Origin of the sequence: Staphylococcus coagulans (genome assembly GCF_002901995.1) — a bacterium.
Taxonomy (GTDB): domain Bacteria; phylum Bacillota; class Bacilli; order Staphylococcales; family Staphylococcaceae; genus Staphylococcus; species Staphylococcus coagulans.
Genome location: NZ_PPQN01000001.1, coordinates 77,426 through 89,933, shown reverse-complemented (window position 1 = coordinate 89,933; position 12,508 = coordinate 77,426). Strand labels below are relative to the sequence as shown.

The following is a 12,508-nucleotide window of genomic DNA, read 5'->3' as shown; positions in this document are numbered from 1 at the left end:
ATTACATTTTAAAATGTTTATTCAGTTTATTTAAAATATTGAAGCAACAAAAATGGTATCATCAACTTCAAAGTAACATTTAAAATAATAAAAAAAGTGAGACTGAAATCTATAGTAAACGAAGATTTCTTAATCTCACTTGATTCCAACATACAATCAATTGCATGCGAGAAACTTTTGATGCTATTAACTATTCATTATACGTGATTAAACGCATCACGTCGTAATCTTTAATTTTTTCTATACCATTTAAATAAGCAAGTTCAATAATAAATGCAATACCTGCAACAATACCACCTTGTTTCTCAACAAGATGAATAGCCGCTTCGATTGTCCCACCTGTAGCAAGCAAATCATCAGTAATTAATACTCTTTGTCCTGGTTTAATTGCATCCGCGTGCATTGTCAGTACATTGCTTCCGTATTCTAGGTCGTATTCATAACGGATGACTTCACGTGGAAGCTTACCTTCTTTACGTACAGGTGCAAAACCGATTCCCATTGCATATGCAACAGGACATCCAATGATAAAACCACGTGCTTCTGGTCCTACGACAATATCGACATTTTTCTCTTTTGCATATTTAACGATTTGATCTGTCGCATAGCCATATGCTTCACCGTTGTCCATGATTGTTGTAATATCTTTAAAATTAACGCCTTCTTTAGGCCAATCTTTGACTTCAGATACATATTTTTTTAAATCCACTTAAATCCTCTCCTCATTCAATCCCTGCTAATTCATTAACAAACCAAGACTTAATGGCATCAAATTCTTCATATAAGAGCTGTTTTTCAACTTCAATTCGCTGTACCCTTGCTTGATAAATGCGACTAGCTGAAATAGACTGCTTTTCACGAGAATGCGCAATCTCAATTATACCATCTTTTTGTGAAATAATTTGTAAGTCTAAGAAAACTTTTAAAATAAATTTCAGCATAGTGGGTTTAATTTGCAAATATTGACTCAGCGCCATTCCTTCAGTTTCTAGATTTGTTTTACCCTTTTGAAAAAGTGCTTTGTAACATTTTTTAAACGTATCGTCTTTCGGTAAACCTTCAAAATAAATAGAATGCCGATGATCAAAGACAAGATATATTTGAGATGCTTTAATGTAACGACATGAAAGCTTAATGTCTTCCATAGTGAGTGGTAAATCTCTCATTACACATTTATCATAACCTTCTGGAATGACCTCACCATAATAGAATTCATGATGACTAGATTTATCTTTATTTGGATTTATGAGATAACACACTTGATCTTTACCCTCAAATTGAGGTAACCGCTTATTTTTGCTGCGATAATCTAAAATTTGTCGATCATTACTTCTTATATCAGTCATTACAAATTGAGGCGTACGATTCCCATTCCATTCATTAATTTGAAGTTCACCAATGATATCTATTTCTTGGTCTTCCATTAATTCTTGGTTTAATTCACCATGATTCCAAAACAAGCCTTGTAAATTTTGTTCGTTAAAAGTAACTTTAAGATGATTCTGATTTTGACCAATCGCTTTCGCTTGTTGGATGGTCAAGCCATCAATTTGAAATACAGGCCTGTTAAAATCCATGCCAAAAGGGCGTAACCGTTCTAAAGAGCGGATTTGTTCAATCGTTACATGTTCGATATTTAAAACAACATCAATCATTTTGACCGGTTGAAGATCATCGACATTAAAACGCTCCGTCATCCATGCATTTAACGCGTTTCTCAGCGGATCTACATTTTCTATGGGCATTGTTAATCCTGCAGCCATATGATGACCACCAAATTTTGTAATTAATGTAGATTCCGAAGATAGAGCTTCAAACATAGAGACTTGCGAAATACTTCGAGATGAACCTTTTGCATGTTGCTGGGCTTCATCAATATTCAAAATCATAGTAGGCAGATGAAATGTTTCAACAATTCTTGAAGCAACAATTCCTAATACACCTTCGTGCCAATCTTCTTTTGCTAAAACTAAAAATTTTTGACCCTCACTGACAGCTTCTTGAGCCATCTCCATCGCTTCATCAACGATTTGCTGGACAATTTCTTTACGTTCCACATTGAAATGCTCCACTTGCTCTGCTAGAAATAGCGACTCTTCTAGATCATCTGACATTAATAATTCAGCAGCTAAACCCGCGTCGTCTAAACGGCCTACCGCATTTAATCGAGGCGCAATGATAAAACCAATTGTTTCTTCATTAATATCATCTTGGTATTGTGCCTGATCTAATAAAGCACGAATCGCCACAGGTGTCTCCTCATTGATATAAGTCAATCCTTTTTGAACAATCATCCGATTTTCATCGGTCAAAGAAACTAAATCAGCAATCGTTCCAATCATCGCTAAAACCCAAAATGAATGTGGCAATTCTTCTAAAAGCATATCTGCTAACTTAAACGCCACACCTGCACCACATAAATATTTAAATGGATAATTGAAATCAGGGTGCATCGGATGGATAATTGCAAAAGCGGGAGGCAGCGTTTCCCCCATTTCATGATGGTCTGTAACAATCACATCCACGCCTAAATTTTGAACAAGCTCAATTTCATGATGACCTTGTATACCATTATCAACTGTAATAATTAACGTAACCCCTTCATCATAGGCATTTCTAAAGGCCATTTCACTCGGACCATATCCTTCTGTAAATCGGTTAGGGATATACCACCCTACTGTGGCGCCAAGTTGTTGCAAAGTTTTAACCATAATGGTCGTCGAAGTTACACCGTCCGCATCATAGTCTCCATAAACAAGTATCTTTTCACCATTTTGAATTGCTTTATGTATTCGTGATATGGCTTTATCCATATCACTTAACGCTTGAGGGTCATGAGTCATATGATTCGGCGCTAATACGCGATCAAGTTCTAATCCATCGGTGTACCCTTTGCTTTCTAGTATTAATTTCATCATCGGTGTTAATTTATATTTATCGACTAAAGCGTCATCAATCAAGCTATCGACTTGACGCGTTTGCCATTGAAAATTCGATTGTATCATAATCATTACCGCCTCTTTCTCAAAACGTATTATAACGAAAATTAGAGAAAATAAAAAGAACTTGGACATCATTGATGTTAATCAATAAGACGTCCAAGTTTATTTCTATTATACTAATACTTTTTCTTCGTTAGTACGTTTACGTTTATAAACAACAAGTTTGTGATGACTTGATTTACGTAATTCACGTTTTTTCAACATGCCCCAAAGCGGTACCGCAATAACAATAGATGAGTATACACCTGATACTAAACCAATCAATAATGCTAATGAGAAGTTAAATATGCTTGATGCACCTAATATCAACATTGCAACAACGACGATAACTACAGTTAAAACGGTGTTGATTGAACGTGTTAACGTTTGACGTATAGAACTATTCACAATATAATCTATTTGCTCTTCTTTCGTGATTACTTTTACTTTTTTCAACATTTCACGAACACGGTCAAATGTTACAATCGTATCGTTTATAGAATAACCGATGATTGTCAGTACTGCTGCGATAAACGTTATATCAACCTCGAGTCTAAACAAGCTAAAGACAGCGATAATCATAAAAGCATCATGTAATAAGGAAATAATCGATGCAATCCCCATACGCCATTCAAAACGTAAAGAAATGTAAATAATCATACCGATGGATGCAATAATCACTGCTAGCATTGCATTTTTAGCCAATTCTTGACCTATTACAGGTGATACGGTATTCACAGATGGCTCTTTGCCATAGGCATCTTTTAATGTTTTAGATACTTTAGCAATTTCATCTTTTGACAAGTCATGTTTATACTGCATCGAAGCATTTTCATTTTTATTTCCACCAATTGATAATTGGTTTGGTTTCAAATCAATCGCTTCTAATTTTTTCTCTACTTGATTTTGATTGAGTGGTTGATCACTTTGAAGATCAACACGTGTACCAGAAGTAAAATCAATACCTAAGTTCAATTTGAAAATAGATAAAATGATAATACCTGCTAAAATGACCACACTACTAAATGCAAATAGTGGTTTTGCAATTTTCATAAAATCAATCTTATCGTAAGGTGTACTTAAATCCGATACATCATATCCGTCATTAATATTATGGATTTGATTGTTTTTAACACCAAACCACCAAAGTTTTTTCTTGAATACATTGGATTGTACGACTAAAGATAAAAGAATACGTGTTAAGAAGACCGCAGTCACAAAGCTCATTAAAATTGCCAATAATAACATCGTAGCGAAACCTTTAACTGAACTTTCCCCAAAGAAGAAGAGAACAGCAGCTGCAAGTACAGTTGTCAAGTTGGCATCTAAAATAGTGATAAATGAACTTTTATTTGCTTTTTTATAAGCTTGTTTTAACGTGCGACCAATTCGCAGCTCGTCTTTAATCCTTTCGTACATGATGATATTCGCATCAACAGCCATACCTACACCAAGTACCAACGCAGCTAAACCAGGTAATGTGAGGACACCTGAGATAAAATTAAATGCTAGCATTGTTAAATAAATATAAGTTGTTAATGTAATGACAGCAATTAAACCCGGCAAACGGTAGAACAATAGCATGAATAAGAAAATGATGCTAATCCCAATAATTGATGCAAACATCGTCTTATCTAATGCATCTTGACCAAATTGAGCACCAACTGAAGTTGAATAGATTTCTTTTAAATCAACCGGTAATGAACCAGAATTTAAAAGATCAGCAATTTGTTTAGCTTCAGTTATCCCTTTTTCACCTTGGAAACCACCTGAAATTTCAACGTTAGGTGAGTTAATCGGTTGGTCAACAGAAGCTGCTGAAATATATTTTGGATCTTCTTTAGTTTTTTCTTTCGCATAGCTGTCGCCTTTTTTAAAGTCGAGCCATACGACCATTACGTTTTCTTGTTTTTTAGAAATTTTTTCTGTTACTTTTTTAAATTTATCACTGTCTTTTAATTTAAAAGTAACTGCGGGTTGGTTCGTATTTTGTTTAAACTCTTGTTTAGCTGAACCTTGAACTAAATCTTTACCAGTTAATAAAACTTTATCATCAGCATCACGTATTGTTAAATTAGCTTGTGATGATAAAATTTTACGGGCTTGGTTTTGGTCCTTAACCCCAGCAAGTTGAACACGTATACGATTTTGATCTTCAACTTGTATTTTCGGTTCAGACACTCCAAGTACGTTAACCCGACGTTCTAAAGTTTTAGCTGTGGATTGTACAGCGGTATTATCAATTTTATCGCCTTTATCAAGTGGGTTGACTTGATATAAAACTTCGAATCCACCTTGTAAATCAAGCCCTAAGTTGACATCTTTGATCACATTTTTATATGTAGTGGCCATTCCCGCGAATAATAGCACAACAAGAATAACAAAGGTGATCAATCTACTTGTTTTTTTCACATAAACACCTCATTTTATCTTATGTTTCAAGCATACTTCACTTTACAAAATTAGTGCAAGTGATTTCTAACACGAACTAAAAAAGACATGGGTATAAGCCATGTCTTTAATTGTATTTAAGCTGGTCAATGCAATCCGTTATGAAGGATCAACTTGTTTAATGGCTTGTTTTTCAAAAGTCAGTTCAGTACCTTTACCATTAACTGTAATGACAGCTGTTGTTTCATCAACTGCACGAACTGTTCCTTTAATACCACCAATTGTAGTTACACGTTGTCCCGCTTCTAATTGGTCAACCATTTGGCGATGCTCTTTAGCACGCTTTTGTTGCGGACGAATCATGAAGAACCACATGACAACAAATAGTAATATTAAAGGTAATAAACTAATAAGTGAAGACATAAATCATAGCTCCTATCTAGAAATTTTTCGGATTATCAACATTGAGGCCATATTGTTCGAAAAATTCCTCTTTAAAATCTAAAAGACGATCCTCTCGAATGGCTTGTCTAATGTTCTCCATTAATTTTAACAGAAAATGCAAATTATGATAAGTGGTAAGACGAATCCCAAAAGTTTCATCCGCTTTGATGAGGTGTCTTAGGTATGCGCGTGAATAATTTTTACACGTATAACAATCACAATTTTCATCTAACGGTCTAAAATCATCTTTATATTGCGCATTTTTTACAACAACACGTCCATGTGAAGTCATACATGTTCCATTACGTGCAATACGTGTCGGTAATACGCAATCAAACATATCCATACCACGGATACTACATTCAATCAATGCATCAGGAGAACCTACGCCCATTAAATAACGTGGCTTATCTTTAGGCATAAACTGCTCAGTAAATTCGACCATGTCATACATGACAGGTTTTGGCTCGCCAACAGATAAACCACCTATCGCATATCCTGGAAAATCCAGTTTAACGAGTTCTTCCGCTGATTGTTGACGTAAATCTTTGTATTCTCCTCCTTGTATAATTCCAAATAAGGCTTGATCATTCGGACGTTGGTGTGCTTGTAAGCATCGTTCTGCCCATCTAGTTGTTCTTTCAATAGAATTTTTCACATAATCATACTCAGCTGGCATAGGTGGACACTCATCGAAAGCCATAATAATGTCCGAACCTAAATCATTTTGTATTTTTATAGAATCTTCTGGAGATAAAAAGAGTTTTGAACCATTCGTATGATGTCTAAATTCTACACCTTCTTCGGTTATTTTTCTCAAATTACTCAAACTGAAAACTTGGAAGCCACCCGAATCCGTTAAAATAGGACCATCCCAATTCATAAATTGGTGTAAGCCCCCTGCTTTTTTAACAATATCATTTCCAGGTTGTAACCATAAATGATAGGTATTTCCTAATAAAATTTTCGTATTCATTTGTTTTAATTCTTCTGGGCTCATCGTTTTAACTGTAGCTTTTGTACCCACCGGCATAAACATAGGTGTTTCAAACGACCCGTGCGGTGTGTGTACAATACCTAATCTTGCACCAGATTGTTTACAAGTTTTAATATGCTCATAAGTTACTGCAGGCATAGTATTCTCCTCTCAAACTAAATAATAATCATCGCATCGCCAAAACTGAAAAATCGATATTTTTCAGCGACTGCATGACGATATGCCGAAAGCACAAATTGTCGCGAACTAAAAGCAGATACCAACATCACTAAAGTGGATTTTGGTAAATGAAAATTCGTAATCAAGCCATCTATCGCTTTAAATTCAAAACCCGGATAAATAAATATATCCGTCCATCCACTAGAAGCAACAAATTGCGTATGATTTTGACGGATAGTTTCTAGTGTTCTTGTAGAGGTTGTACCTACAGATATGATGCGATGTCCCTTAGCTTTAGTCTTATTCAGTAAATCTGCTGTTTCTTGAGACATTTGATAATATTCACTATGCATTTCATGGTCATCGATATTTTCGACACTCACAGGTCTAAATGTACCTAAACCTACGTGAAGTGTGATAAATGCAATATTAACCCCATTTTCACGAATTTGTTGTAACAACTGATCTGTAAAATGTAAACCTGCAGTCGGCGCTGCAGCTGAACCAGATGCTTTTGCATAAACGGTTTGATAACGATCTTTTTCGTCTAATCGTTCTTTAATATATGGAGGAAGTGGCATTTCGCCTAATTCATCAAGTCGCTCTTGTAAAATACCGTCATAATGCAAGCGCATAATCCGGCCACCTTGATCGAGTTCTTTCATACAAGTAGCAATGATCTTTCCATCTCCAAAGCTCAAAGTTTGCCCTACTTTTATCCGTTTCGCTGGTTTAAGTAACACTTCCCAGTCGTCACCTTCAATTTGAGTCAACATTAACATTTCAACTTTTGCTCGTGTTTCTTCTTTAACACCAAATAAACGCGCCGGCATCACTTTTGTATCATTTAATACAAGAGTATCACCTTGTTCAAAAAAACGTGTAATATCTTTAAAATGTAAGTCTTCAGTCTCGCCAGTTCGTCGATTCAAATATAACAGACGACTTTGATCGCGCTGTTTTAAAGGTGTTTGTGCGATGAGCGACTCTGGCAATTCATAATCAAATTCTTCAATATTCAAAGTAGTAACTCCTCTATTTAATGACTCGTATATTTAAAATGTTCATAGGCTTGGGGTGTCGCTTTACGCCCTCTTGGTGTACGCTCTAAAAAGCCTCTTTGAATGAGAAAAGGTTCATATACGTCTTCAATCGTAATACGCTCTTCTCCGATTGAAACAGCAATCGTATCTAATCCTACTGGTCCACCATGATATTGCTCAATAATACAAGCCATCATTTTATGATCAATATAATCTAGACCTTCTTCATCTACCTGTAATAGGTGCAATGCACGTTTTGTCGTCTCAATGTAGATCATGTCATCTTCATTTACTTGTTGGAAATCCCGTATTCGTTTTAATAAACGATTAGCGATACGAGGTGTCCCACGACTTCTTTTTGCAATTTCTATAGCACTTTCTTCATCAATAGCTGTGCCTAATACATCAACAGTCCGAATAATAATTTGTGCCAGTTCTTGTTCAGAATAATATTCTAAGCGCAAATGGACGCCAAATCGGTCACGTAAAGGACTCGTCAAGCTCCCTGCACGTGTTGTTGCACCAACTAATGTAAACGGAGGTAAATCGATACGTATACTACGCGCTTCCTCGCCTTTTCCAACGATAATATCAATAAAAAAATCTTCCATAGCCGGATATAATACTTCTTCCACAACGCTACTTAGACGATGTATTTCGTCAATAAATAAAACATCACCAGGTTGTAAACCAGTTAGAATAGCAGCTAAATCGCCAGGTCTCTCTATGGACGGCCCAGAAACTGTACGTAAATTAACGCCCATTTCATTTGCGATAATATGTGAAAGTGTCGTTTTACCCAAACCAGGAGGGCCAAAGAGAAGGACATGATCAAGTGGTTCTTCACGAATTTTAGCCGCTTGAATAAAAACTTCAAGATTTGATTTGATTGTACTTTGACCTATGTATTGTCTTAGCCGATCTGGCCGTAATGACAATTCAAAAGCTTGCTCATCAGATTGCTCATGGCCATCCATCATTCGATCTTGTTCCATTTGACTCACTCCTTTTTTATGAAACTAATTGTTTTAATCCAAATTTAACTGCTATATCAACACTTTCAAAAGTTTCACTTTGCATCGCCTTTTCAACTTTTTTCAACTCACGCTTAGAATAGCCTAATGCTTCTAACGCCAATAGCGCTTCTTTTGCATAGTGAGATGTTTCGATAGTACCCGTTGCATTCGAAAGTAAGTCTTCATCGTTCGTTTCGGTAATGACCACTTTACCTTTTAAATCTAGTACAATTTGGCGTGCTGTCTTTTTACCGATTCCCGGAAATTTTGTTAAATACGCATCATTTTCATTTTCAATTGCGCGTTTAACTTCATTAGGCGTGCTCGCTGCTAAAATAGCTAATGCAGATTTAGGACCAATTCCAGTCACCTTTATTAAACTTAAAAACATATCTTTTTCTTCTTCATCAATAAAGCCGTATAACAATTGAGCGTCTTCTCGTACAATTAACGACGTATAAACTTTAATAGATTGATTAAGATGCTTTTGAAAACGATATGAGTTTGGGGTCTGAATTTCATATCCCACACCCGATGTTGTCTCAATGATGATGTGAGTTGGATAAAGTGCCGTTAAATTCCCAAAGATATATGCATACATCGTAACTACTCCTTATAAATTCATTCCGATAATATCTACATTATAAATATTTTCCATTTGTCTTAATGTGTTAATTAATTCATAGGGATTAATTTTCGCTTTACTCCCATCTAATGTCAGTGTAATGGATGCTTTATTATTGATAGGGACACTTTGATGAATTGTGAGCACAGAAAGTTGAAGCTCTGACAATTTTTCAAGGATACTTGCCAGAATTCCAACCTTATCAATAACAAATAAAATAATGGTATAAGCTTCTGTGCGTTTACGAACTTCATCTAATGGAAAGATAGTGTCTCTATATTTGTAGAATGCACTGCGTGAACAATCATGCATATCAACTGCTTCTTGAATTGTCATTGATGGGTCATTTTTTAATGAGGATTTTACTTGTAGTACACGCTTCACGACGTAAGGTAAAACATCCTCACGAATAACATAAAATTGATGTTTCATACGCGCATTAGGCGCCTCCTGTTCATTATTCGACAAATTCAAACTCTCCTCCAAGAATACGTACAATATCACCATTCTCTGCACCACGCTCACGTAAAGCGTCATCGATACCCATTGAACGCATTTGTCTAGCGAAACGTCGCACTGCTGGGTCACTATTAAAGTCGGTCATTTTAAACATACGTTCTATCGCATTACCACTTACGACATAAGCACCATCATCATCTCTCGTAATTTTAAATTGATCTTGTGAAGGTGTGTGTTTATAAACAACACGATTGACACCGATATCCTCTTCTGTCTCAGAAAAATCAACATCTTTGACCTTATCAAGTGTATTCGCTATTTCATAAAGTAATTGATCAATATTTTCACGTGTATATGATGAAATTGGAATGATTTTAACCGGTTGATTAAGTTTCTTTTTAAATTGTTCCAACTGGTCATGCGCTTCTGGTATATCCATTTTATTGGCAACAATGATTTGTGGACGTTCTTCTAATCGCTGGGCATAAGCTTTAAGCTCTTGATTGATAATCGTATAATCCTCATAAGGATCACGGCCTTCTAAACCGCTCATATCAATCACATGCACAATTACCTTTGTTCTTTCAACATGCCTTAAAAATTGATGTCCTAAACCGACACCTTCAGATGCTCCTTCAATCAAACCTGGTAAATCAGCCATAACAAAACTACGTTGGTCAGGCGTAACAACAACACCTAAATTAGGTTGAATGGTTGTAAAGTGATAAGCGCCAATTTTCGGTTTCGCTTTTGAAACGATTGAAAGCAGTGTTGATTTCCCAACACTTGGAAACCCGACAAGACCCACATCAGCAAGAAGCTTAAGTTCCAACGTCACTTCTATTTCTTCGCCAGGTTCACCATTCTCACTAAAATCTGGTGCCGGGTTTTTAGGCGTCGCAAAGCGTGAGTTACCACGACCTCCACGGCCTCCTTTTGCGATAACTGCACTTTGGCCATGTTCCACTAAATCAGCTAATGTTTGTTCTGTTTCAACATCTTTGACAATCGTTCCAGGCGGCACTTTTAAAACAAGATCTTCTGCATTTTTACCATGCATATTACTACTTTGACCATTTTCGCCTTTTTTAGCCTTAAAGTGTCGTTGATATCTAAAGTCCATGAGCGTGCGCAATCCTTCATCTACTTGGAAAACAACTGACGCGCCACGCCCGCCATCACCACCGGCTGGCCCTCCAAAAGGAACATACTTTTCCCGGCGATATGCCGTAATACCATTCCCGCCATCACCCGCTTTTAATGATATTTTAACTTGATCTACAAACATATTTTCACCTCTTTTTCGATTTTTTGTTTTATATTAAACGTAAGTCTCTTACTTTACGTTTGACTCTCATTTTGAAGCTATTATTATCTTTAGTTTAATCAATATAAAAAATAAACACCAGAAGTTACCTTCTGGTGTCAAAATTTGACAAATTATTCAGCAACTGCATATACAGAAACTTGTTTTTTGTCTCGACCTTTACGTTCGAATTTAACAACGCCATCGATTTTAGCGAATAATGTATCATCGCCACCACGACCTACGTTTTCACCTGGGTAAATCTTAGTTCCACGTTGACGGAATAAGATAGAACCACCAGTAACGAATTGACCGTCTGCACGTTTAGCACCTAAACGTTTAGATTCTGAGTCACGTCCGTTTTTAGTAGAACTTACCCCTTTTTTAGATGCGAAAAATTGTAAGTTTAATTTAAGCATGAGTTACACCTCACTTCAGATTTAATTTAATATACTCATTATATTCTTCTTCAATTGTTTGTAAAGAAACTAACATTGACTGGAGTATCAACTGTGCCTGCTCATTTGATGTATCAACAGATCTCACATGAAAATATCCACCGTCATCACTGTAATCAATATCTGGTCTTTCTGCAGTAAGTCCGATAATAGCATTAACGCTACCGAAAACTACTGCTGAAGCACCAGCGCAAACAATGTCTTGACCATGCTCAGCAAAGTCCGCATGACCGTCCATTATGACATCTGTTATCTGACCTTCGTCATTCAATTTAATGTCAACATTAATCATAATTAAGCGTTAATCTTATCGATTGTTAACTTAGTATATGGTTGACGATGGCCTTTTTTGCGTTTTGAATCTTTACGACGACGGTAAGTAAATACAGTGATTTTTTTACCGCGACCTTGTTTGTTTACAGTTGCAGTGACAGTTGCGCCTTCAACTGTAGGAGCGCCAACTTTAACGTTGTCTCCACCGACGAATAAAACTTTATCAAAAGTGAAAGTGTCACCTTCGTTTACGTTTAATTTTTCAACGTAAATTTCTTGACTTTCTTCAACTTTTACTTGTTTTCCACCTGTTTCAATAATAGCAAACATACTTTGCACCTCCTAATTATAAGTCA

The 12,508-nt window shown here is 36.1% G+C and carries 13 protein-coding genes and 1 other annotated feature (1 of these 14 only partly in view); all 13 genes read right to left on the bottom strand.

The window, feature by feature from the left end; genetic code table 11:
• Positions 1–190: 190 nt before the first annotated feature.
• The 13 genes from CD118_RS00395 to rplU all read right to left on the bottom strand — a co-directional run bounded on the left by CD118_RS00395 (position 191) and on the right by rplU (position 12,482).
• Positions 191–709: an adenine phosphoribosyltransferase gene (locus CD118_RS00395; RefSeq protein ID WP_050330737.1), complete on the bottom strand. Its 519-nt coding sequence runs from the start codon at positions 707–709 to the stop codon at positions 191–193.
• Positions 710–722: 13 nt separating this feature from the next.
• A complete protein-coding gene (gene recJ, locus CD118_RS00390) occupies positions 723–3,005 on the bottom strand; it encodes a single-stranded-DNA-specific exonuclease RecJ (protein WP_060830513.1) in 2,283 nt (760 codons plus the stop codon).
• A gap of 108 nt (positions 3,006–3,113) precedes the next feature.
• Positions 3,114–5,393, bottom strand: coding sequence for a protein translocase subunit SecDF (gene secDF, locus CD118_RS00385; protein ID WP_060829806.1), 2,280 nt, complete (start codon positions 5,391–5,393; stop codon positions 3,114–3,116).
• Positions 5,394–5,531: 138 nt separating this feature from the next.
• Positions 5,532–5,795, bottom strand: a complete 264-nt coding sequence (gene yajC / locus CD118_RS00380) for a preprotein translocase subunit YajC (protein WP_016425270.1) — start codon at positions 5,793–5,795, stop codon at positions 5,532–5,534.
• A gap of 16 nt (positions 5,796–5,811) precedes the next feature.
• The gene (gene tgt, locus CD118_RS00375) at positions 5,812–6,951 is read right to left on the bottom strand and encodes a tRNA guanosine(34) transglycosylase Tgt (protein WP_060829804.1); all 1,140 of its coding nucleotides are present in this window, start codon (positions 6,949–6,951) and stop codon (positions 5,812–5,814) included.
• 17 nt (positions 6,952–6,968) lie between these two features.
• Positions 6,969–7,994, bottom strand: coding sequence for a tRNA preQ1(34) S-adenosylmethionine ribosyltransferase-isomerase QueA (gene queA / locus CD118_RS00370; RefSeq protein ID WP_050345539.1), 1,026 nt, complete (start codon positions 7,992–7,994; stop codon positions 6,969–6,971).
• 17 nt (positions 7,995–8,011) lie between these two features.
• Positions 8,012–9,010 carry a Holliday junction branch migration DNA helicase RuvB gene (gene ruvB / locus CD118_RS00365; RefSeq protein WP_016425273.1) on the bottom strand — a complete coding sequence of 333 codons (999 nt, stop codon included), beginning with the start codon at positions 9,008–9,010 and terminating at the stop codon, positions 8,012–8,014.
• 16 nt (positions 9,011–9,026) lie between these two features.
• Positions 9,027–9,632, bottom strand: coding sequence for a Holliday junction branch migration protein RuvA (gene ruvA / locus CD118_RS00360; RefSeq protein ID WP_050330733.1), 606 nt, complete (start codon positions 9,630–9,632; stop codon positions 9,027–9,029).
• Between the two features lie 12 nt (positions 9,633–9,644).
• Positions 9,645–10,088 (bottom strand): ACT domain-containing protein, encoded by a 444-nt coding sequence (locus CD118_RS00355; RefSeq protein ID WP_060830512.1) that lies wholly within the window; start codon positions 10,086–10,088, stop codon positions 9,645–9,647.
• A 25-nt stretch (positions 10,089–10,113) separates the two neighbouring features.
• A complete protein-coding gene (gene obgE, locus CD118_RS00350) occupies positions 10,114–11,403 on the bottom strand; it encodes a GTPase ObgE (protein WP_060829802.1) in 1,290 nt (429 codons plus the stop codon).
• Positions 11,404–11,555: 152 nt separating this feature from the next.
• Positions 11,556–11,840, bottom strand: coding sequence for a 50S ribosomal protein L27 (gene rpmA, locus CD118_RS00345; RefSeq protein WP_014613716.1), 285 nt, complete (start codon positions 11,838–11,840; stop codon positions 11,556–11,558).
• 10 nt (positions 11,841–11,850) lie between these two features.
• Positions 11,851–12,171 (bottom strand): ribosomal-processing cysteine protease Prp, encoded by a 321-nt coding sequence (locus tag CD118_RS00340; RefSeq protein ID WP_050330730.1) that lies wholly within the window; start codon positions 12,169–12,171, stop codon positions 11,851–11,853.
• Between the two features lie 2 nt (positions 12,172–12,173).
• Positions 12,174–12,482: a 50S ribosomal protein L21 gene (rplU, locus tag CD118_RS00335; protein ID WP_103356061.1), complete on the bottom strand. Its 309-nt coding sequence runs from the start codon at positions 12,480–12,482 to the stop codon at positions 12,174–12,176.
• A gap of 11 nt (positions 12,483–12,493) precedes the next feature.
• Positions 12,494–12,508, bottom strand: a sequence feature (ribosomal protein L21 leader region) (it continues 59 nt past the right edge of the window).

Bases quoted from the DNA above. Each gene is read 5' to 3' on its own strand.
- recJ (WP_060830513.1), bottom strand. From the start codon at position 3,005: ATGATACAATCGAATTTTCAATGGCAAACGCGTCAAGTCGATAGCTTG.
- yajC (WP_016425270.1), bottom strand. From the start codon at position 5,795: ATGTCTTCACTTATTAGTTTATTACCTTTAATATTACTATTTGTTGTC.
- tgt (WP_060829804.1), bottom strand. From the start codon at position 6,951: ATGCCTGCAGTAACTTATGAGCATATTAAAACTTGTAAACAATCTGGT.
- ruvB (WP_016425273.1), bottom strand. From the start codon at position 9,010: ATGGAACAAGATCGAATGATGGATGGCCATGAGCAATCTGATGAGCAA.
- ruvA (WP_050330733.1), bottom strand. From the start codon at position 9,632: ATGTATGCATATATCTTTGGGAATTTAACGGCACTTTATCCAACTCAC.
- CD118_RS00355 (WP_060830512.1), bottom strand. From the start codon at position 10,088: ATGAAACATCAATTTTATGTTATTCGTGAGGATGTTTTACCTTACGTC.
- obgE (WP_060829802.1), bottom strand. From the start codon at position 11,403: ATGTTTGTAGATCAAGTTAAAATATCATTAAAAGCGGGTGATGGCGGG.
- rpmA (WP_014613716.1), bottom strand. From the start codon at position 11,840: ATGCTTAAATTAAACTTACAATTTTTCGCATCTAAAAAAGGGGTAAGT.
- CD118_RS00340 (WP_050330730.1), bottom strand. From the start codon at position 12,171: ATGATTAATGTTGACATTAAATTGAATGACGAAGGTCAGATAACAGAT.
- rplU (WP_103356061.1), bottom strand. From the start codon at position 12,482: ATGTTTGCTATTATTGAAACAGGTGGAAAACAAGTAAAAGTTGAAGAA.